The 19891-nt window shown below is 46.5% G+C and carries 24 protein-coding genes; 19 read left to right on the plus strand and 5 right to left on the minus strand.

The genetic code is table 11. From position 1 onward, the window contains the following. Positions 1-27 precede the first annotated feature (27 nt). The 4 genes from HBAL_RS03700 to HBAL_RS03715 all read left to right on the plus strand — a co-directional run bounded on the left by HBAL_RS03700 (position 28) and on the right by HBAL_RS03715 (position 3068). Positions 28-639 (plus strand): DUF1285 domain-containing protein, encoded by a 612-nt coding sequence (locus tag HBAL_RS03700; RefSeq protein ID WP_015826579.1) that lies wholly within the window; start codon positions 28-30, stop codon positions 637-639. Further along, positions 636-1277, plus strand: coding sequence for an NUDIX hydrolase (locus HBAL_RS03705; protein WP_015826580.1), 642 nt, complete (start codon positions 636-638; stop codon positions 1275-1277). Before HBAL_RS03700 ends, HBAL_RS03705 begins: the two co-directional genes overlap by 4 nt. A 104-nt stretch (positions 1278-1381) precedes the next feature. Continuing rightward, a complete protein-coding gene (locus HBAL_RS03710; RefSeq protein ID WP_015826581.1) occupies positions 1382-1792 on the plus strand; it encodes a hypothetical protein in 411 nt (136 codons plus the stop codon). Then, positions 1782-3068: a CCA tRNA nucleotidyltransferase gene (locus HBAL_RS03715; protein WP_015826582.1), complete on the plus strand. Its 1287-nt coding sequence runs from the start codon at positions 1782-1784 to the stop codon at positions 3066-3068. The genes HBAL_RS03710 and HBAL_RS03715 overlap by 11 nt, the downstream gene beginning before the upstream one ends. 2 nt (positions 3069-3070) lie before the next feature. On the opposite strand, the gene HBAL_RS03720 is transcribed toward HBAL_RS03715, so the two are convergent. Next, entirely contained in the window at positions 3071-3319 is a 249-nt protein-coding gene (locus HBAL_RS03720; RefSeq protein ID WP_015826583.1) for a hypothetical protein, read from the minus strand. A 106-nt stretch (positions 3320-3425) separates the two neighbouring features. Continuing rightward, positions 3426-4319, minus strand: coding sequence for an oxygen-dependent coproporphyrinogen oxidase (hemF, locus tag HBAL_RS03725; RefSeq protein ID WP_015826584.1), 894 nt, complete (start codon positions 4317-4319; stop codon positions 3426-3428). A 143-nt stretch (positions 4320-4462) separates the two neighbouring features. On the opposite strand from hemF, the gene HBAL_RS03730 reads away from it, so the two are divergent. The 3 genes from HBAL_RS03730 to HBAL_RS03740 all read left to right on the plus strand — a co-directional run bounded on the left by HBAL_RS03730 (position 4463) and on the right by HBAL_RS03740 (position 5937). Then, complete coding sequence (locus HBAL_RS03730) at positions 4463-5077, plus strand: hypothetical protein (RefSeq protein WP_015826585.1); 615 nt, start codon at positions 4463-4465, stop codon at positions 5075-5077. 181 nt (positions 5078-5258) lie between these two features. Further along, the gene (locus HBAL_RS03735) at positions 5259-5561 is read left to right on the plus strand and encodes a hypothetical protein (RefSeq protein WP_015826586.1); all 303 of its coding nucleotides are present in this window, start codon (positions 5259-5261) and stop codon (positions 5559-5561) included. A gap of 85 nt (positions 5562-5646) precedes the next feature. After that, positions 5647-5937: a hypothetical protein gene (locus HBAL_RS03740; protein WP_015826587.1), complete on the plus strand. Its 291-nt coding sequence runs from the start codon at positions 5647-5649 to the stop codon at positions 5935-5937. Positions 5938-5998: 61 nt separating this feature from the next. On the opposite strand, the gene HBAL_RS03745 is transcribed toward HBAL_RS03740, so the two are convergent. Beyond that, positions 5999-6457 (minus strand): tRNA (cytidine(34)-2'-O)-methyltransferase, encoded by a 459-nt coding sequence (locus HBAL_RS03745; protein ID WP_015826588.1) that lies wholly within the window; start codon positions 6455-6457, stop codon positions 5999-6001. A gap of 120 nt (positions 6458-6577) precedes the next feature. On the opposite strand from HBAL_RS03745, the gene petA reads away from it, so the two are divergent. The 10 genes from petA (at position 6578) to HBAL_RS03795 (ending at position 15153) form a co-directional block, all read left to right on the plus strand. Beyond that, positions 6578-7147, plus strand: a complete 570-nt coding sequence (gene petA / locus HBAL_RS03750; protein ID WP_015826589.1) for a ubiquinol-cytochrome c reductase iron-sulfur subunit — start codon at positions 6578-6580, stop codon at positions 7145-7147. Positions 7148-7159: 12 nt separating this feature from the next. After that, the gene (locus HBAL_RS03755; protein ID WP_015826590.1) at positions 7160-8638 is read left to right on the plus strand and encodes a cytochrome b; all 1479 of its coding nucleotides are present in this window, start codon (positions 7160-7162) and stop codon (positions 8636-8638) included. Positions 8639-8652: 14 nt separating this feature from the next. After that, complete coding sequence (locus HBAL_RS03760) at positions 8653-9558, plus strand: cytochrome c1 (protein ID WP_015826591.1); 906 nt, start codon at positions 8653-8655, stop codon at positions 9556-9558. A gap of 148 nt (positions 9559-9706) precedes the next feature. Continuing rightward, positions 9707-10582, plus strand: a complete 876-nt coding sequence (locus HBAL_RS03765; protein WP_015826592.1) for an S-methyl-5'-thioadenosine phosphorylase — start codon at positions 9707-9709, stop codon at positions 10580-10582. Next, positions 10579-11232 carry a glutathione S-transferase family protein gene (locus HBAL_RS03770; RefSeq protein WP_015826593.1) on the plus strand — a complete coding sequence of 218 codons (654 nt, stop codon included), beginning with the start codon at positions 10579-10581 and terminating at the stop codon, positions 11230-11232. Before HBAL_RS03765 ends, HBAL_RS03770 begins: the two co-directional genes overlap by 4 nt. A gap of 39 nt (positions 11233-11271) precedes the next feature. Further along, entirely contained in the window at positions 11272-11826 is a 555-nt protein-coding gene (locus HBAL_RS03775; protein WP_015826594.1) for a GNAT family N-acetyltransferase, read from the plus strand. A gap of 26 nt (positions 11827-11852) precedes the next feature. After that, entirely contained in the window at positions 11853-12380 is a 528-nt protein-coding gene (locus tag HBAL_RS03780; protein ID WP_015826595.1) for an adenine phosphoribosyltransferase, read from the plus strand. 142 nt (positions 12381-12522) lie between these two features. Next, entirely contained in the window at positions 12523-13119 is a 597-nt protein-coding gene (locus HBAL_RS03785) for an ATP-dependent Clp protease proteolytic subunit (RefSeq protein ID WP_015826596.1), read from the plus strand. Positions 13120-13203: 84 nt separating this feature from the next. Then, the gene (locus HBAL_RS03790) at positions 13204-14049 is read left to right on the plus strand and encodes a hypothetical protein (RefSeq protein WP_041301380.1); all 846 of its coding nucleotides are present in this window, start codon (positions 13204-13206) and stop codon (positions 14047-14049) included. A 99-nt stretch (positions 14050-14148) separates the two neighbouring features. Continuing rightward, on the plus strand, positions 14149-15153 hold the full coding sequence (locus HBAL_RS03795) for a 23S rRNA (adenine(2030)-N(6))-methyltransferase RlmJ (RefSeq protein ID WP_015826598.1): 1005 nt from the start codon (positions 14149-14151) through the stop codon (positions 15151-15153). Between the two features lie 53 nt (positions 15154-15206). Here the strand turns inward: HBAL_RS03795 and HBAL_RS03800 are convergent, their stop codons facing one another. Further along, positions 15207-16547, minus strand: a complete 1341-nt coding sequence (locus HBAL_RS03800; protein WP_407635696.1) for a multidrug effflux MFS transporter — start codon at positions 16545-16547, stop codon at positions 15207-15209. 75 nt (positions 16548-16622) lie between these two features. On the opposite strand from HBAL_RS03800, the gene HBAL_RS03805 reads away from it, so the two are divergent. Further along, on the plus strand, positions 16623-17462 hold the full coding sequence (locus HBAL_RS03805) for a carbon-nitrogen hydrolase family protein (protein WP_015826600.1): 840 nt from the start codon (positions 16623-16625) through the stop codon (positions 17460-17462). A 262-nt stretch (positions 17463-17724) separates the two neighbouring features. Further along, the gene (locus HBAL_RS03815; protein WP_015826602.1) at positions 17725-18684 is read left to right on the plus strand and encodes a lipid II:glycine glycyltransferase FemX; all 960 of its coding nucleotides are present in this window, start codon (positions 17725-17727) and stop codon (positions 18682-18684) included. Between the two features lie 61 nt (positions 18685-18745). Here HBAL_RS03815 and ychF read toward each other — a convergent pair whose 3' ends face one another. Further along, positions 18746-19849: a redox-regulated ATPase YchF gene (gene ychF, locus HBAL_RS03820; RefSeq protein ID WP_015826603.1), complete on the minus strand. Its 1104-nt coding sequence runs from the start codon at positions 19847-19849 to the stop codon at positions 18746-18748. Between the last annotated feature and the right edge of the window lie 42 nt (positions 19850-19891).

Consider the following 19891-nt stretch of genomic DNA (forward strand, 5'->3'; position numbering starts at 1 on the left):
GGCAAAACCAAGGCGGAGAAGGTCTCTATGCGTAAAACAGAAGAAGAAAAATCAAAAGAGACAGTTTCAGATCCTTTGCAAGCTGTTCTAGATGCATTGAAAACACAAGCGGGCGAAGATGGAAAACGCGCTTTGCCGCCAGTGCATTTGTGGAATCCTGAGCATTGCGGAGATATCGGGATGGAAATTCGCAAGGATGGCAGCTGGTGGCATGACGGAGGTATTATCGGCCGTCAGAAAATTGTCAGGTTGTTTTCTACGATTCTCCGAAAGGATGATGACGGTATTTATCTTGTGACGCCTCATGAAAAAGTCATTGTTCACGTAGAAGATGCTCCCTTCATTGCTGTTCGCATTGATCGAAAGATGATTGAAGGCGAACAAAATCTGGTCGTAACGACGAATGTTGGTGATATTTTTGTGATTGATGCAAACCATCCCTTGCGTGTGAGTATGGATGCTGAAACAGGTGAGCCGTCACCTTATGTTGAGGTAAGACATGGACTTGAGGCCAAGGTTGCCAGAGCCCCGTTTTATGAATTGGTTGAATGGTCAGAACCCCTCGATGATGCAGCTAATATTATTGGCGTGAAATCGGCGGGAGAGATTTTTGAATTGGGATCGGTTAAATCTGAATGAGTTTTGTAGACAAAGAAGATTTTCTTCGACGCGCTAGAGCCAATTTGGCAGACCCGTATGAGGAAATGAAAGCCAATCTGGAACCTTTAGATCAAATTGAACCATTTGTGCCTGGAGATGGTAGCGGACTTCCTATTCGCAAATTGCGACCTGCTGCTGTTTTGTTTGGCTTGATTGATCGCGGCGATGATTTTGGCGTTGTTTTCACTCAGCGCCCTAAAACAATGAAAGCACATGCGGGGCAGATAGCATTGCCCGGTGGTAAACTTGAACCCAATGAAAGCTTTACTGAGGCTGCTGTGCGAGAAGCTGAAGAAGAGATTGGCGTTGCAAGAGATAGTGTTGAACTTATCGGTCAGGCAGAACCATATAGAACCCTTTCAGGGTTTTGTGTGTCCCTTACTGTGGGTGTGTTTCCGCCTGAATTTGAGCCCGTGCCAGACCCACACGAAGTGGATGAAGTTTTCGAGACGCCATTGTCCTTTCTGATGTCGCCTGAAAATCATCAAGAACATGTCAAAGAATGGGGCGGTGAATGGCGGCGCTATTACGCCATGCCCCACAATGGACGGTTTATCTGGGGCGTGACGGCGGGAATGATCAAATCACTCTATGACTGCCTTTACGACTCGCCTTGAATTGGGCCACTATTTAAACAAATACACTGTTTTAAGATTAGCATGCGCCTTGTAAGGTTTTTATGCTGTAAGACATTGAATTGTCGAAAGATGGGAAGAGTTGGATGACACGCCGTATATTGATTGAATTTGCGCTTTTCTCGATACCGTTTTTGATTTTCTTTATGTATCGTGCCGCTTCAACAAATATGAGTGTAAAAGATCGTTGGCCTTTATTGTGGCTGGTGATTGCCGGCGGCGTTTTGGCTGGCGGCGGATTGTTCATTAAGGCAATGTTGTACCCCTCAGATAAAGGCTTGTGTTTTCAAGCTGCCAGATATGAAAATCGTGTGTTTATTCCGGCCAAGAAAGTGCCTTGTGACCAAGTTGTTCACCCCACGGATCGGGATTTAATTCCAGGTACGGATGCGGATGGAACTGAGAGAGTGCATTCAGGATCGACGGCACGAAAATTGCCTACTGTTATGGAACCAACCAAAGGGGTTTCTGAAGAGACAGACGAAGATGGCAATTGATTTATTGAACAGACTTCCTGTTCAGCCATGGATGCAGGCTGATGGTGCGCGTCGGGTGATGCGTGCATTAAATGCTGGGGCACCCGATAGTGCACGTTTTGTAGGTGGTTGTGTACGAAATGCGCTGTTAGGCCAACCTGTTGCTGATATAGATATAGCAACGAAATGGGAACCAGATGAGGTCACGCGGCGGCTGTTAAAAGCAAATGTTGCTGTGCATCCAACTGGCATTGAGCATGGTACAGTCACAGCTGTTGCAAATAATCAGCCCTATGAAATTACAACCCTTCGCCGCGATGTGTCTACGGATGGACGCCATGCGACAGTCGCTTTTACAACAGACTGGACAGAAGATGCCAAGCGCCGTGATTTCCATGTGAATGCGCTCTATTGCGATTTGATGGGAGACCTGATTGATCCAACAGGGCGAGGCATATCGGATTTGCGAGAGCAGAAGATCGCTTTTATCGGTGATGCGGATACTCGCCTTAAAGAGGATTATTTGCGTATATTACGCTTTTTTCGCTTCAACGCATGGTATGGTTCGGGACAGCTAGATGTTGAAGGTTTGAGTGCGTGTTTACGTCATCGTGCGGGCCTTGAAACAATCTCGGTTGAACGTATTTGGAGCGAATTAAAAAAAATACTAGCTGCGCGTGATCCGCGAGTTGTTTTGGAAGCGATGTCTCAAACGGGCGTGTTGCAGTTTGTTTTATCAGAAGCGATTGGGCTTGATCTTTTTAATGCATTGGTTGGCCTTGAGCTAGAAGAGCATTTGGCACCAGATCCTTATCTTAGACTTTTATCGCTCTATCCAAAGGATATAGATGTCATATCAGCAGATGTGAAACGTCTGAAAATGTCCAATTATGAAAAGAAACGATTGCTTGCGACGGCTTCAGATACAACTGATTTTTCAAAAGAATTTTCTGCAAAAGCATTTCGCCGCGCTATTTATAAAACGGGTAAGGATGTATTTAAGGCACGTGCCCGTCTTGCATGGGCTGTGCGAGGCCGAGAAGCCAATCACCGCTATTGGCGCGTCTTAACGCAATCTGCAGAAAAATATGAACGTCCGGTTTTTCCAATCAGTGGCGAGCACATCATTGCTGTGGGAGTTCCAGAAGGAAAGCCCGTTGGGGAGGTGCTGCAACGTGCCGAACAATGGTGGATAGATGAAGATTTCCCATCGGATGTGGCGCTTATTGCGCGGCATATGCGTTTAATCGCAGAAGATGTTAAACTTAGAGAAGGCGCTGGGTCGATCGACGACTAAAGCTAAAAGTCAGGATTGTCGAAAAGTCCGGTCCAGCGGGCACCTTTTTGTAGGCCAAAAATGCCTCCAAGTATGGCCGATCCACCAATGCACATAAATGCAATCGCTTTTGCTATGACTTGGTGGTTTGCTTCCATTTCGAGTAGTTGTTCATTTAGCCCGCCATAGATTATGACGCCCAGCACAAGCCCAACCATGCCCATAAAAAAAGACACGACGAATGTGGCTAATGCTTTGAGCAGCGTAAACAAATGCAATGACTCCCGACGGTGAAACTAAAAACGCGCAAAGGCTCGACTTCTAATCTCTTCATGATGAAGGAATACTGATCAGAAGCCAAGCCTATTGCTGCTTAGCTTACGGCCATTTAACAACGGGTGGCATTGAGGAGAGAATGGATTTTACATTTCCACCTGTTTTTAGACCAAATGTTGTCCCGCGATCATAGAGCAGGTTAAATTCAACATATCTGCCACGTTGGATAAGTTGGGCGTCGCGGTCAGCCTCGTTCCAGCTCTGATTCATACGGTTTCGAACAATTGTTGGATAGATAGCTGCGAAAGCTTCACCAACGTCTTTTGTGAATGCCAGATCAGCGTCCCAATTGCCTGTGTCATGACGGTCATAGAAAATGCCGCCTGTTCCGCGTGGTTCTTCGCGGTGAGGCAGATAAAAATATTCATCACACCAATCTTTAAAACGGGCATAATCTGCGCCTTCATGGGCATCACAAGCGGCTTTCATTGCAGCATGAAAGGCGATTGCGTCAGGATTGTCTTGATGACGCTGCACTTCCATTAGAGGTGTGAGATCTGCGCCGCCGCCAAACCATGATTTTGATGTGCAAATCATACGTGTGTTCATGTGCACGGCTGGAACATGTGGATTGTGCATATGCGCAATCAGAGAGATTCCAGACGCCCAAAATTTTCCATCATTTTCTTCTGCGCCGGGGATTTGTTTGCGGAATTCTTCAGAAAATTCACCATAAACGGTAGATGTATGCACACCAACTTTTTCAAACAAACGGCCTTTCATAATGGCCATATTGCCGCCACCAAGGTCTTCACCATCCTGACCGCGCTTCCAAGGCGTGATTTCAAATTTGCCGGCTATTCCCTTGTAAAGTGGCGGCGAGGCCTCTTCTTCAAGCTGTTCAAAACGCGCAATAATATCGCTTTGAAGGTTTTCAAACCAAGCTTTTGCTACAGATTTGCGGCTTTCCATTTGTTCGGGAGAAATGTCTGACATGGCGACGGCCTTCTGGTGGAGTAAGTATTTCACAGGTTTGATGTCAATGGCTCGACTTTTGATGCTTGGGAAGGAAAAGCGTTAGCATTCCTTGGTTTTTTGTCTAAGACAGGCACAAGCATTTAAAAGTGTAAGGTCATGGCATGTTAAAAATATTCGTTCGGTTCATCTTTTTCGTATCCGCTGGGACTTTGCTGGTTGGGTGTAATCAGCAAAAACCAACAGCAATAGAAAAAGCCTGTATTAGCGAAGGAAGCAAAGTGGCTGAATGTCGCTGCATGGGAGATGCTTTGAAAAGCGAGCTGCCAACAGCGCTTTTTGATGCGTTGGAGACTGAAGCGGCCAATAATGGGGCGATGGGTTTAGCAAAAGCGATGTTGGCATTGTCTGAGCAAGATCGTTACAGCGTGGGCAATATCATCGTGGAAGCATGTGGCCCTGATGGCGGGAGTGATGCGCCGCCAGTTTCAGAGAAAACGACGAATGAAATGGTCGAACAGCCTGAAATATTGAGTGCTGATGCTGCCATGAGTAAGGCGTGTCAAATTGATGGGAACACGCCGAAAATGTGTAATTGCTGGGCAGATTATGTGAAAGAAAATGTGTCTTCCGAAACGTATAAAATCCTTGCCGGCGGTGCTATTGATGGCGGGAATGACGGGCTGTCACTGGGCGTTCAGGCATTAAATGAGCAAGAACAAATGGCGGTTGGTTTGACGATGATGGAGGCGCAACAAATTTGCGTCAAAGCGGAATGAGATTTTCTATATTGCTGTGGAAAAGTCATACTAAATAAGGTGTTAGTGAATACATAACCCCTTTTTATTTACTTTTGAGAAAGAGTAAGCCTTTTACAAATCACAAAACAGTCGATCGAAATGTAAAATATCTTTGTGTTGAAGTCTTTAGGCTGATGTATGAGATGGAAGAGGGGTAGTTATGAAATCTAAAATCGTACTTTTATGTGCTGCTGTAACCTTGGTTGCGTGTAATAGCGAGCCGAAACTGGACTTATCAGGCATTCAAAATTCTTGTGAAGACGAAACAAAGGGCGAGGTAGATTGCGCTTGTATCGTTGAGTATGTTGAAGAAAATTTAGACGCTGAATTGCTGGCACCATTGGCTCAAGGTGCAATTGAAGATGGCGAAGATGGACTTGAGCGCGTTTCGGATGCATTCTCAAAAGAGAATAAAAAGATGTCACGCCGTGTATTCAAAGATGGTTTAGAGGCCTGTCAGTAGAACAAATCGCCTCAAATCTGAACAAAAGGCATTTACTCGGGCGCTTAGTTTCTCTCGATATTTTGCTGAATAATGAGAGAGAAAAATGAGAAAAATCTTAGTGTTATCCTTGTCCGCGCTGGCTTTGTCTGCATGTGGCGGCGGCGGCGGTAAATCTGCCATCGTGAATGCCTGTGTCGAAGAGGGTGAAGACAAGGCAATGTGTAGCTGCGTGGCAGATGCGCTGGAGGAAGGAACTGACGAGGAGACCTTCGCTCTGATTGCCAAAGGTGCCAAAGGCGGAGATGTTGAAGCGTCTATGGAAGAGCTTCCGTTGGATAAAAAAATGAGCCTTGCTATGGTTATGATGGGCGCAGCAACGACATGCGCTAAATAAACAAAACCATTTGTTTCAAATTAGAAAGCCAGTTCGATGATGAGAGCGAACTGGCTTTTTGTTATCTTGGTAAGCCGCCTGTTTGCCGTAATGCTTCATGTAGAGCGATTGCAGCGCTAACAGACACATTTAGAGAGCGTGCTTCGGGATTCAATGGAATGACGCACCTGATTTGAGCCGAATCATGCACCTCGTCGGGGACGCCTGCGCTCTCTCGACCGAATAAAAGTGTGTCCCCTGATTCGAATTTAGTCTCTAAAAGCGGTGTTGCACCTTTTGTTGTGAATAAAACTAAGCGACCTTTTTTTCGGTCGGGAGAATTTTTAAAACTGGTCCAGCTATCATGCTGTTCAACGTCCACCATAGGCCCATAATCCATTGCAGAACGGCGTAAAGCCTTGGCAGTAAGGGGGAAACCGCAAGGGCCGATGATATCGACTTTGGTTGAGAAACAGGCTGCAATTCGGAAATTAGATCCAAGATTTTGCGGAATATCAGGTTGATAGAATGCGATCTGCACTGTAGGTGCTTCTCCTAATTAGGTTTCTGGGGCTGTTGCGACATTGCGTCACCATGCGCTTTTTCGTAGCTATCTATAGAAGTTTCTGCAATAACTCCAATTGCGCTAGGGGTCTGTCCGTTGTCTGACGCACACACATCAAATATCGAAGAAGACGGTGAAACTCGCCGTGACTTTATTCACATTGCCGCTGGTGCGGCATTCGCCGGTGGTGCCGCCGCCGTTGCATGGCCTTTTGTCATGCAGCTGGGGCCAGCCGCTGATACTCGAGCTGCATCAAGTGCAGAAGTCGATACATCCAAAATTCCATTGGGCGGTGAGATCCGTGTGTTGATTGGTGGTAAGCCTTTCTTCGTACGTCACCGCACGGAAGCTGAGATCGCTGCCGCTGAAGCTGTGAATCTTTCCAAGCTTCCTGATCCGCAAACGGATGATGAGCGTTTGGTGCCAATGATGAATGGTGAGCTTAACCGCGCTATTCTGGTAACATCTGGTGCATGTACGCACCTCGGATGTGTGCCTGTTGGGCCAGCTCAAGGTAATACAGGTGATTTTGGCGGATGGTACTGCCCATGTCACGGATCGCACTACGACACATCAGGACGTATTCGTAAGGGACCGGCACCGAAAAACTTGCCAGTGCCAACATACGCATATCTTTCTGACTCTCTCATCAAAATTTCGTTGTAAGGGGATCTTCGCATGAGTGGACCGTCTACATACGAACCAAAAACCGGCTTTGAAAAATGGCTCGATACGCGCCTGCCGATTATTAGGTTTGCAAACGACACGGCGATTGATTTTCCAACGCCGAAAAACCTGAACTACTGGTGGACTTTCGGGGGTATCCTCGCAATCTGTCTCGTTATTCAGATCGTAACAGGTATCGTTCTGGCCATGCACTATGTGCCGGACACGTCAAAAGCTTTTGCTTCTGTTGAGCGCATCATGCGTGATGTCGAATTTGGTTGGCTGGTGCGTTATATACACGCAAACGGTGCGTCCATGTTCTTCCTTGCTGTGTATATCCACATGTTCCGGGGGCTATATTACGGATCATACAAAGCACCGCGTGAGGTTCTTTGGATTTTGGGTGTTGTGATCTATCTGATCATGATGGGAACAGCTTTCCTTGGGTATGTTCTACCTTGGGGTCAGATGTCCTACCACGGTGCGAGCGTGATCACGTCTCTAATCGGTGCTATTCCATTGGTTGGGGACACAGTGAAGACCTTCCTGCAAGGTGGACCAGCTATTGGTGACCCAACGCTGAACCGTTTCTTCTCGCTTCACTATCTATTGCCATTTGTTATCTTTGGTATAGTTGTGTTGCACGTTTGGGCGCTGCACGTTCCAGGGAATAACAACCCAACCGGTGTGTCCGTTAAGGACGTGAAAAAGGATACTGTTCCTTTCCACCCTTACTACACAGTGAAAGATGGGTTCGCGATCCTCGTTTTCTTGATGATCTTTGCATATTTCGTGTTCTACGCACCAAATGCTCTTGGTCACACAGATAACTATATCGAAGCCAACCCGTTACAAACACCTGCACACATTGTGCCTGAGTGGTATTTGCTACCATTCTACGCAATCCTGCGTGCGATCACGTTTGATATTGGTCCAATTGACGCAAAATTGGCTGGTGTTATCGCTATGTTTGGTGCGATTGCTATCTTGTTCGTTGTGCCTTGGCTCGACACATCAAAAGTGCGCTCAATGCGTTACCGTCCATTGGCAAAACAATTCTTCATTCTGTTTGTTTTGTGTGGAATAGGTCTTGGTTTCGCTGGTGCAAACAACCCGGATGATCTGCTTTTCAAATTCCGTGAAGACCAATTAGTTGTGGCCTACACAGATGAAGCAGGTGAAGCGGTGAAGTCTAAAGGCTTTGATGATTATCACGACGCTGAACACTTCATGCAAGAATTACCTGAAGCGGCTAAACCGGGTCTAGAGATTTCTAAAGCTGGTTTCAAATGGCTTTGGGCAGCTCAACTTATGGGCTTATACTATTTCGCTTACTTCCTCGTTATCCTACCGATCCTTGGTGTGAAAGAAAAACCAAAACCGCGTCCAGCATCTATTGCTGACAGCGTACTTGGTCACAAAAAGGCTTCGAGTGGTGGTACGCCAATCCCAGGTGGGGCAAATGCTTCACCAGCGCGTGACGACGCTTAAGGAGATTTGACATAATGCGTATTTTCAAACTCCTCGCTATTGCAGCAACATCAGTTGGTCTCGTGGCATCTGCCCATGCGGCTGGCGATGTGAAACACCCTCACGCGCCTGAAGGTGGATGGTCGTTCGAAGGCTCTTTTGGTCAATTTGATCAAGGACAGCTTCAGCGTGGTTACAAAGTATACAGAGAAGTCTGTTCTGCTTGTCACTCAATGGATCTGATGCGTTTTCGTAATTTGGGACAAAAAGGCGGACCATTCTATGATCCTGCTTACCCAAACCCGAATGATAACCCAATTGTGAAGCAGCTGGCTGCTGATGCAATGGAAGTTGACATCATCAATCAGGAAGATGGTTCAGACGATGTGCGTACGCGTATGACATCTGATCCATTCCCAAATCCATATGCGAATAAAGCACAAGGCCGCTACGCCAATAATGGTGCACTTCCGCCTGACTTTTCTGTGATCACAAAAGCTCGTCATGGCGGCGCTTCATATGTGTATTCATTGTTGACTGGTTACCCATCTGAAAAAGACATGGCGACCAAATATGCAGGTCTAACTGTTCCAGATGGTCAGCACTATAACCCGTATTTCCCGGGTGATGCGACACCGCATTGGTCTGGTGACCCGCGTCCTCGTCATGATGATGGGGACCACGGCAAGACAATGCTACCTCCGGGTGGTTTCCTTGCTATGGCACCTCCGCTTGGCGATGAAATGATTGAATATGATGACGGAACACCCGCCACTGTTCACCAAATGGCTGAAGATGTTTCTGCATTCCTCGCATGGGCTGGTGAGCCTAAAGCCGAGACACGTAAGAAACTTGGCTTTAGCGTCATGATCTATCTCTTGATCCTGACTGTGCTTGTATACCTATCGTACAAACAAATTTGGCGGAATGTAGAGCACTAAGCTCCCGTTTGGTTTTTAAGAATTTAAAAGGCCGTAGTGATTGTTCGCTGCGGCCTTTTTTTATTTTTGTTGATGGTTGGAATTTGTGGGTTGTATGAATGTTAAAACAGCTGACAATAAATGTACTTTAGCAGTGGAGATTGCCCAGATGGCGAACTGGATATTAGGTGTAATTGGAGGTTCGGGCCTTTACGAGATCGATGGCGTTGAAAATGGGCGTTGGGAAAGTGTTTCATCTCCTTGGGGGCAACCGTCTGATCAAGTATATCGAGGTACACTCTCAGGCATTGAAGTCGTGTTTTTGCCACGTCATGGCCGCGGGCATTCGATTTCCCCCTCACACCTAAATTATCGTGCGAATATTGATATTCTCAAACGCTGTGGCGTGACAGATATTCTATCGCTCTCTGCTGTAGGGTCTTTGCGTGAGGATTATAAGCCTGGTGATTTTGTGATGGTCGATCAATTTATTGACCGCACTTTCGCGCGCGAAAAAAGCTTCTTTGGACAAGGTGTGGTGGCGCACGTCTCTATGGCGCATCCCGTTTGTGAGAGATTAGCCCATATGGCAGCTGATGCCGCGGATGCGCTGGATGTTAAAGTGCATCGCGGCGGCACATATATTGTGATGGAAGGTCCACAATTTTCGTCGTTGGCGGAATCTAAATTATATCGCCAATGGGGATGTGATGTGATTGGCATGACAAATATGCCCGAGGCCAAACTCGCACGTGAAGCTGAAATGTCTTACGCCACACTTGCGATGGTGACCGATTATGATTGCTGGCATGAGGAAGAAGACAATGTGTCCGTGACCAACGTGCTGGAAATACTCAAAGGTAATGCAGATCTTGCGCGGATGACTGTTAAAAACCTAATCAAGATGATGGCCAAAATTGAGCGTGAACCAACGATGCAAGGCATTGAGACAGGTTTGGATTTTGCGCTGATTACGCCGCCAGCGGCGCGTGATCCTGAGGTTTTGAAAAAACTTGATGCTGTTGCTGGAAGAGTTTTGAAATGAACGTGAAACTTTATATCGGAAACAAGAATTATTCGTCATGGTCATTGCGTCCATGGCTTTGCTTGAAGAAGGCGGGGATTGCATTTGAGGAAGAGATTATTCCGCTGGATGTTCCCGGCTTCAAAGAAAAAATATTGTCTGTCTCAAGTGCCGGCACTGTGCCTATTCTGGTAGTTGATGGTGTGGTGATTACTGAAAGCCTTGCGATAGCAGAATGGGCGGCAGAGCAAGATCCATCTCTATGGCCCAAAGATGCGCTTACTCGTGCTGAGGCGCGCGCAGCGGCAAGTTTAATGCATGCAGGATTTTCAAGTCTGCGCGAATACTGCCCGATGAATATCAGAGCTAAATCTTCTGCGGCTGCCAATGATGCTGCTTTGGCAGATGCTCGAAAAATTGAAGCTTTTTGGACCGGATGGCTAAACAAATATGCAACGGATGAGAAGCCCTTCTTATTTGGTGAATGGTCTATCGCAGATGCTTTCTATGCGCCTGTGGTTGCGCGATTTGAGACTTATCATCTGCCAAGGTCACCACTTGCCCAGAAATATATAAATGCGATGAAAGCTGAAGAAGCTTTTTCGGCATGGTCGGTTGCAGCCCAAGCAGAATCTTGGAGTATAGAAGAGACTGACAAGTATTTGTCATAGCTTTGTGGCAAATATTTATTGCTTGGGGAGTGGGAATGGATGGCTTTTGATCGCGTTCGATTTGAAATAGGTACGCGTGAGCTTATTCCTATGGAGGAAGCCGATGCCTATGAAATTGCTGCTTTTCATGAACGCAATCGACCACGCTTTGCCCCATATTCGCCATTGCGGACAGAATTTTTCTTTACACCAGAATATTGGATCAAAGCGAAGTCGCGTTCCAGAAGAGAACGCAAAAATGAAACTGCGCTAAGATGGATGCTGGTCGATAGTGAAGGCGTGTTTGCGCAGGTGAGTTTAGATCAAATCACTAAGGGTGTCATACAGGCTGCTGCATTAGGGTATGTGCTTGATGCATCATTGGAGCGCCAAGGCATTATGACTCAATGCTTATCCAACGTTATAAATCATGCATTTGAAAAGCTTTATCTGCATCGTGTTATTGCGAATCATGTACCAGAAAACGAGAAATCTGCGGCTGTGCTTGCGCGCCTCGGATTTGAGAAAGAAGGATATGCCAAATCCTATCTGCAACTAAACGGCGTTTGGCGTGATCACGTGCTCAATGCATTGATCAATCCAGCGCAATTATAAAAACCTATCTTGCCAGAGGTGATCTTATGGATCTGAAAAGCTTTATTCGAACTATTCCTGATTACCCTAAAGCTGGGATCATGTTTCGCGATGTAACGACCTTGATGGGGCACCCTCAAGCTTTCCGCCGCGCTGTGGATGAATTGGTGCAACCCTTTGCTGGGCTGAAGATAGATAAAGTTGCGGGTATAGAAGCGCGTGGATTTATATTGGGAGGTGCATGTGCACACCAGCTTTCTGCTGGTTTTGTACCGCTTCGCAAAAAGGGAAAATTACCTTATAAGTCTATCTCTCAGTCTTATGAGCTGGAATATGGAATTGATGAACTTGAAATGCATGAAGATGCGGTTGCCCCGGGCGAACGTATTCTTGTTGTAGATGATCTGATCGCGACAGGCGGGACGGCTGAAGCGGGCATCAAATTGCTGCAAAAAGGTGGTGCGATTGTCGAAGCTGCTATTTTTCTTGTCGACCTACCAGAATTGGGTGGAACGCAAAAAATAGAGGCTTTAGGTGTTCCAACTGTATCTCTTATGCGTTTTGATGGACATTAAACAGCTTTTGCGAAGGATTCAGAAAGGATTCCTGCGCCATAAAGCATGAGATTAGTATTAGCCCCATTGACCCGGCGGCCAATGCACCACACTTAAGGTGTTAGAATTTTTTTCCCGAACGCTCTGGGAGCACTATACGAACATGACTATTCGACTGGACGACGACACAAAAGAAAAGCCACTAGGCGAGCCAAATGCGTTTCTTGAAGAAGCGCTCTTTAAGGCTCGTACAATATTGTTAACCGGCGGCATTGATGACAATCAAGCACGCCGTGTATGTGAACGCCTCTTGGCATTATCATCTGAAAGCGCAGACCCTATTTTGTTGGTTCTGTCTTCTCCCGGTGGACATGTTGAGTCTGGCGATATGATTCACGACATGATCAAATTTGTACCTGCACCTGTAAAAGTGCTGGGAACAGGTTGGGTGGCTTCTGCTGGTGCATTGATTTATGCAGCAGCCCAAAAAGAAAACCGCTTTGCTTCACCGAACACACGCTTCTTGCTTCATGAACCACGCGGCGGTGTTGGCGGACAAGCGTCTGATGTTGAAATCCAAGCGCGTGAAATTATCAAAATGCGTGAGCGTCTCAACAATATCTTTGCTGAAGCCACAGGCAAGCCACTGAAGAAAATCCAAGAAGACACAGACCGTGATTTCTGGATGAGTGCTGAGGAAGCTGTCAAATATGGTCTTGTTGGCAAGATCGTGACATCACAAAAAGAAATCATGGGCTAGGGCTCAACATTTCACCACACACTTTGGTGAGTAAAGTCAAAAGGCTAATTTTAGCCATAAAAGCCACGCAATGATGTTTGTTGCGTGGCTTTTTCTTTTTTCATCTCTGCTGCTCGTCAATTTGTTGTCAGATACAAAAGGCGGGTTGGCCTTTTTGCGGCATCGGTGATCACCAATGGCGTGGTGTTGATGTTCGCAGTTTGGATGACGGAAAGTGAAAATAAGCAGACTGCACCTCTTCCAATTAATACCGCAATTGATTTTATCGAAATTGAATTGGCCGAAGACACGCCTCAAACTGAAGAAAAAATTTTAGAACCCAAGCTGGACGTGAAACCACGCGCGCGCTTGCAAGAAGCGCCTTTGACGCCTGAACTTGCGCAGGACAATCCAGAAGCGGCTGCAAAACCGTTAGAGGCAGTCTCAGAAAAGGTTGTAATCCCAGACCCAAATCCACCATTAAATGCAGAAGAATCCGACGCTAAGCGCAGACAGACTGAGGGTGCATCTGAAAAATGGCAAGTCGATAGAGCGGGACTGACATTAGAGGAACAGGCGACTGGCATTTTTATGCCAAGAACACCGGCTGGAAGTGGTTTAGACGGTGATCTCGCATTTGTTCGGCGCGCGCTTGGGTTTGCAGCTTGCCTCGATATCGGAACTGCAAGAAAAGCAGGAAGCGCCTGTGCTGAATTGGGTGCAATTGCACGATATATGGCGGAACCAGATATTCGTGCACGTATAAATTCTGAGAATGCCGCAAAGTTTTCAGCTGCTGGTGATCTCCCTTTTGTAAAGCGTGAAAGCTTTGATCTATTCAAAGGGCCTTTGCCTGAAGTATTGTCTGGTTCTATACGAGGGGGCGGTGTTGGGGAAGGCGGTCTGCCTGACCCTCACCCGCATGCATATGACGAGGTCACGCGCCCATAATGCGTGTTGATCCATAAACATGATGATGGGGCTTGGAATAAGAGCGCGAGAGGCGTACAGCTGCTTGCTACACTTAGTCCAAACTCGTGGGTTCTTAGATTGAATTATCGTCATGCATTTCACGTTGGCAATTTTGCTGACATCCTTAAACACCTTGTGCTGGTCCTTTGTATCGAGAGCTTGAAAAAGAAAGACAAACCCTTTCGCTATATCGATACACATGCAGGCATAGGTCGATATGATCTAACGGGTGATGAGGCACGCCGCAGTCCTGAATGGCAAGAAGGCATTGGCCGTATTTGGGCTGCACATAAAGCGGGAGACATTCCCGAAGATGTAGCGGCAATCTTGAAACCTTATCTGGATGCTGTTTCCGAGATTAATTATGATGGCGATTTAGAGAGCTATCCGGGGTCTCCTGATCTGGCGGCGACATTGATGCGTGAACAGGATAGCTTGCGCCTTACTGAATTGCATCCAGCTGACAAAGAGACGCTAACGGATCATTTTTTCCGCGATAAACGCGTGAAGATTGAAAACCGCAATGGCTATGAAGCGCTTAAGGCGTATTTGCCACCACCAGAACGTCGCGGTGTTGTACTGGTAGATCCTCCATTTGAGCATCGCGATGAGCTAGCGCATATGGCCAAAGGCGCTATGGGCGGAATTTCTCGCTGGCCGACAGGAACATATATTTTCTGGCGTCCGCTTAAGGATATGGAAAACACCCAAAAATTTGATGATGGCCTCGCAGAGTGGTTGCTTGATGATATGGAGTTTTCTCACGAGAAAATTCTGCTTGCAGATTTATGGGTAAAAGAAATCGTAGAGCCTGGGCCTTTGTGTGGAGCAGGTGTTGTTGTCGTTAATCCGCCTTACGGCATGCAGGAAGCGCTATTGACGGTTTTGCCGTGGGTAACAGAGCTGTTGCAACAAGATGAGGGAGCAGGTTGGCGTATTAATGCACCTGAGGCAGAACCTGGTCTTGAAGAGCAAATTGATGTCGAAATAGAGAATGTGCCGACATTTGATCCAGATGACGGCAATATTGAACTTAGTGATGAAGATCTTGCAGAGCTTGGCCTGAATAAGAACGACATTTAGAAAATGATGAAAGGCTGGTGCTGTGGTGCTCCAGCCTTTGCTTTGTTGTGCTTTTACATTTCATTGCGTTGAAAAAGCCGGCCTCTTTCAGTCCATAAAATAACAACCAATGCCAATATCAAACAGATGGCATTAACGGCAAATAATGGCCCTAAAGTTCCATCGTATTGATCTGCTACAAAACCACCAATAGCAGCCGCAAGGAATGTTGTTGCAAAGCCGTATAGAGCTGATGCTGAACCAGCAATATGTCCTAAAGGTTCCATCGCTGTTGATGAAAAGTTTGGCCCAATAAAGCCTATGCAAACAAAAGATATGATCATCAGAACATAGAATACGACGAAGCTTTCATTGCCACTATGAGAGACGATTGCATGCAGAATATTGACCAAAATCATAATGATCAAAGCCCAATGCGATAAGAAACGCATTCCTAGGTTTCGAACAAGACGTGAGTTCAACAAGTTGGACACGGCCATCCCAGCGGAGACACCCGCAAACCATAATGGAAAAGAGGCTCCTTTATTAAAAGCTTCCACGTAAATTTGCTCAGAAGCGCTGATATAGCCAAACAACGTCCCAAAGATGAGTGCAGACGCGATTGAATATCCCATGGCGTATCTATTGGTGAAGACTGTGTAATAGGAACGCGCGATAGTTGACGGTTTTAACGGCCTTCGGTCTTCAGGCGCCAAGGTTTCGGGCAATCGAACATATGACCAGATCATCATCACACTGCCTAAGACCACAAGCGCCCAAAAAATTGCTCGCCAATCCCCGAAAAAGAAAAGAATACCTTCACCAAGGCTTGGAGCTAGAATGGGGGCCGCCATGAATATCAACATAACGATCGACATGATTTCAGCCATTGCGCGCCCAGTATAGCAATCTCGAACGACCGCTGCGGCCACAACGCGTGTCGCCCCAGCTGCTGCACCCTGAACAGCTCTTGCGAAAATTAGCATCTGGTAATCAGGTGCAACTAGACAAGCAACACTGGCAATAATGTATACGATTAGGGAAACGACGAGGATGGGTTTGCGCCCAAATCGGTCGATTAAAGGACCATAAAATATTTGAGAAAGTCCCATTCCCATAAGATAGACAATCACCATTTTTTGTCGATTATTGTCATCTTCAAATTGGAAAGTGTTTTGAATATCGCTGAGGGCGGGCAGCATAATGTCCACAGCCGTAGCATTCAGTGCCATCAGGCCTGCTATGATACAAATCAATTCCCAGACAGGTAGATGCTTCATGGCACTTGGTCGCGTAGATGTCGCGGTTTGTGCTTTTGTTTTTGTTTTAGATTCGTTTGACATGCAATCTCGATGACGGGTCGAATAATGAAAATATATACATTTAGAACGTTCGTTCAAAATAGCTCCCCACAATTGACAGAAAGACCGTCAAAGGCAAGGCTCTGAGTGTACTCTTTTCCCGTCTCATAGATGAAATAAGTGACAGTTATGACACTCTTACACTGTGCCTGCGTTCAACTGCGATCAAGCGACGTCGTGCATGAAAACATAAATGCTGCGTCAGATTTAATAAAACAAGCTGCGGCACAAGGCGCTAAATTTGTTGTCACGCCTGAGAATACTGGCTTTTTAGATATTCGCCCGGGCGGTGCAAAAAGCAAAGTAGTGGCTCAAGAAGACGATACCTGTCTAAAAGCACTCTCGGCGCTAGCTGGAGAGCTGAACATCTGGCTACAGATTGGATCACTCGCTGTTAGGGGGGACAATGATGAGCGATTCGCAAACAGGTCATTTTTGATAAATCCCAATGGCGAAATAGTCGCCTGCTATGACAAGATCCACATGTTTGATGTGGAGGTCGGGGATGGGCAATCATATCGGGAATCTAAGTCCTATAAGGCAGGCAATAAAAGTACTTTGGTGACAACGCCTTTTGCCAAGCTAGGGATGAGCATTTGTTACGATTTGCGTTTTCCAGAACTCTATCGAAATTTAGCCAAAGCGGGCGCAAACCTCGTGACACTTCCGGCTGCGTTTACAAAGGTGACAGGAGAAGCGCACTGGCACTCGCTCATTCGGGCACGTGCAATCGAAAATGGCGTGTTCATTCTTGCGGCGGCGCAAGGCGGTAAGCACGCAGATGGCCGCGAAACCTATGGACATTCTATGATCGTATCACCTTGGGGTGAAATTCTAGCGGAAGCTGGGTCAGACCCATGTGTGATCAGTGCTCAAATTGATTTGGAAGAGGTTGAAAAAGTTAGAGCAAGATTACCATCATTACACAGTGACCAAACCTTTATGCTTGAGGAAGTGACTCTGATTTAGTCGACGAAGCACCACACGCCAGAGCAAATGCCAGTTGTGACTTGCATAAGAAGATCCAGAGCACCGCCTATAAGGAGAACAGGTAGTCCAACCCAAAGAAAAACTAGCCAAATGGCCATAGGTGTGATTCTTGGTTCTTTCAGAGTGTAACCGGAGATTGTTTGAACCTTTGATTTGGCCATATGCTTTATTGCCTTTTCACTTCGAATGATTGTCTGTATGTCGACCCATCGTTAACCCTAACTGACTAATTTTTTGTTTCATGAGTGAAGTCCTGCAGGTTCGTTGGAACCAAATTAATAGAACAGACTGGGACATCGCCCACACGAATGCTTGCGCCAGCTATCAACAAGATTGGGCGTATGGTGATGTGCTCTCTCATCATGGTGCAAAAGTATGGCGCGCGAGTGTAGCGCGATCAGACGATAATACCGTCATAGCCTTGGCTCAGATCACATCTAAGCCTTTCGCATTGGTTGGACAATTTGCGCTCTGCACGCATGGTCCAATTTGGCTAGAAGACATTAGTATTGCCGATAAGCATTTTGTGTATCGCACTTTAAGCAAGGCGGTTCCGGTGGGCTGGCCTAAACTCTTGATCTTCACACCAGATGAACACGAAGCTGACATTAAACCGGTAAAAAGTGTGAAGCGGGTCATGACTGGGGAAGCAACAGTTCGCATAAACCTTGAACAAGATGTCGAGACTTTGCGCAAATCCATGGATCAAAAATGGCGAAACCGTCTCACATCAGCTGAAAAGTCAGGTCTAAAATTTGTCAGCGGCGGCACTAAGCCAGCGCAATATAGATGGCTTCTAGACCTTGAAGAAACACAAAGAGAAAAACGCGGTTATCGCGCATTGCCTGCTGCTCTCACATTAGAATGGCAAGAATCTAAATCAAAGTGCCTGCAAGCTGGTAAAAATGGTGGGATTTCCGTTTACAGAGCTGATCTGGGCAAAGAATGTGCGGGGGCCATGCTGGTGCTAGAGCATGGCAGCATGGCCACCTATCATATCGGCTGGACCTCTGAAGAGGGGCGCAAGCTGGGTGCGCACAATTTATGCCTTTGGAATGCCTGTTTAGACCTAAAGGCGCGCGGCTTTAAGCAGTTTGATCTAGGCGGTGTTAACACACAGTCCGGCGCTGGAATTGCGCGGTTTAAAATTGGCACGGGCGGAGATGTATTCCAGCGGGGCGGCGCGTTTGTAAAGGCGTAATGTATTGTTATTGAACGTTATAACGTCAAGGTAGCGTTTGTAAGCTGAATGTCAAAATGCCTTAGACGTTGAATTTGAATAGCAAGACATCACCATCTTTAACAATGTATTCCTTACCTTCTTGGCGAACTTTACCGGCTTCTTTGGCTCCCGCTTCACCATTATATTGGATATAATCGTCATAGGCGATGGTTTCAGCGCGAATAAAGCCTTTTTCAAAATCACCGTGGATAACACCTGCTGCTTTAGGCGCAGTGCAGCCTTCAGGGATTGTCCAAGCACGTGTTTCTTTGGGGCCGCAAGTAAAGTAAGTTTGCAGGTTCAAAAGCTTGTATCCGGCTTGAATCACGCGGTTTAGGCCCGGCTCTTCAAGACCTAATGTCTCAAGAAATTCTTCGGCTTCATCATCGTCTAGAACGGCGATTTCACTTTCGATTTTTGCTGAAATAGCAACAGCTTGTGCACCTTCTTTTTCAGCGTGTGCGAAGACTTTTGCAGAAAAATCATTACCATCTGCAGCGCTATCTTCATCTACATTGGCGATGTAGAAAACAGGTTTGGAAGTGAGAAGCTGCATCATGCGCCAGACTTTACGTGTGTCTGGATCGTCAGGAATAACAGCAGCACGTGCAGGCTTTCCATCTTCAAGTTGAGCCATTGCCAAGTCTATGAGTTCTAAGGCAATTTTTGCTTCTTTATCATTGCCGCGTGCTTTTTTCTCAAGGCCGGGCTTGCGTTTTTCAAGGCTCTCCATGTCGGCGATCATGAGTTCTGTTTCAACAACTTCATAATCAGACATCGGATCAATTGTGCCGGAAACGTGGGTGACATCATCATCTTCAAAACAACGCAATACATAAGCGATGGCATCGGTTTCACGAATATTGGCAAGGAATTGGTTTCCCAGCCCTTCACCTTGTGAAGCACCTTTTACGAGACCCGCGATATCCACGAAATTCATACGAGCTGGAATGATCTCTTTTGAGCCCGCGATATCGGCGAGCGCTTTTAAGCGTTTTTCTGGAACCGCGACTTCGCCTTCATTTGGGTCAATCGTACAGAAAGGGTAGTTGGCTGCTTGTGCATCCGCTGTTTTTGTTAGCGCGTTGAACAAGGTTGATTTACCGACGTTGGGAAGACCAACAATACCACATTTAAAACCCATTAGGGGAACTCCGTACGGTCAGAAAATTTAATTGCCACTACT

The sequence above is a fragment of the Hirschia baltica ATCC 49814 genome (assembly GCF_000023785.1).
Lineage (GTDB): Bacteria > Pseudomonadota > Alphaproteobacteria > Caulobacterales > Hyphomonadaceae > Hirschia > Hirschia baltica.

Excerpts from the sequence above, each read along its gene's own strand:
- HBAL_RS03700 (WP_015826579.1), top strand. The coding sequence starts at position 28 with ATGCGTAAAACAGAAGAAGAAAAATCAAAAGAGACAGTTTCAGATCCT.
- HBAL_RS03705 (WP_015826580.1), top strand. The coding sequence starts at position 636 with ATGAGTTTTGTAGACAAAGAAGATTTTCTTCGACGCGCTAGAGCCAAT.
- HBAL_RS03710 (WP_015826581.1), top strand. The coding sequence starts at position 1,382 with ATGACACGCCGTATATTGATTGAATTTGCGCTTTTCTCGATACCGTTT.
- HBAL_RS03715 (WP_015826582.1), top strand. The coding sequence starts at position 1,782 with ATGGCAATTGATTTATTGAACAGACTTCCTGTTCAGCCATGGATGCAG.
- hemF (WP_015826584.1), bottom strand. The coding sequence starts at position 4,319 with ATGTCAGACATTTCTCCCGAACAAATGGAAAGCCGCAAATCTGTAGCA.
- HBAL_RS03730 (WP_015826585.1), top strand. The coding sequence starts at position 4,463 with ATGTTAAAAATATTCGTTCGGTTCATCTTTTTCGTATCCGCTGGGACT.
- HBAL_RS03735 (WP_015826586.1), top strand. The coding sequence starts at position 5,259 with ATGAAATCTAAAATCGTACTTTTATGTGCTGCTGTAACCTTGGTTGCG.
- HBAL_RS03740 (WP_015826587.1), top strand. The coding sequence starts at position 5,647 with ATGAGAAAAATCTTAGTGTTATCCTTGTCCGCGCTGGCTTTGTCTGCA.
- HBAL_RS03755 (WP_015826590.1), top strand. The coding sequence starts at position 7,160 with ATGAGTGGACCGTCTACATACGAACCAAAAACCGGCTTTGAAAAATGG.
- HBAL_RS03760 (WP_015826591.1), top strand. The coding sequence starts at position 8,653 with ATGCGTATTTTCAAACTCCTCGCTATTGCAGCAACATCAGTTGGTCTC.
- HBAL_RS03765 (WP_015826592.1), top strand. The coding sequence starts at position 9,707 with ATGGCGAACTGGATATTAGGTGTAATTGGAGGTTCGGGCCTTTACGAG.
- HBAL_RS03770 (WP_015826593.1), top strand. The coding sequence starts at position 10,579 with ATGAACGTGAAACTTTATATCGGAAACAAGAATTATTCGTCATGGTCA.
- HBAL_RS03775 (WP_015826594.1), top strand. The coding sequence starts at position 11,272 with ATGGCTTTTGATCGCGTTCGATTTGAAATAGGTACGCGTGAGCTTATT.
- HBAL_RS03780 (WP_015826595.1), top strand. The coding sequence starts at position 11,853 with ATGGATCTGAAAAGCTTTATTCGAACTATTCCTGATTACCCTAAAGCT.
- HBAL_RS03785 (WP_015826596.1), top strand. The coding sequence starts at position 12,523 with ATGACTATTCGACTGGACGACGACACAAAAGAAAAGCCACTAGGCGAG.
- HBAL_RS03805 (WP_015826600.1), top strand. The coding sequence starts at position 16,623 with ATGACACTCTTACACTGTGCCTGCGTTCAACTGCGATCAAGCGACGTC.
- HBAL_RS03815 (WP_015826602.1), top strand. The coding sequence starts at position 17,725 with ATGAGTGAAGTCCTGCAGGTTCGTTGGAACCAAATTAATAGAACAGAC.
- ychF (WP_015826603.1), bottom strand. The coding sequence starts at position 19,849 with ATGGGTTTTAAATGTGGTATTGTTGGTCTTCCCAACGTCGGTAAATCA.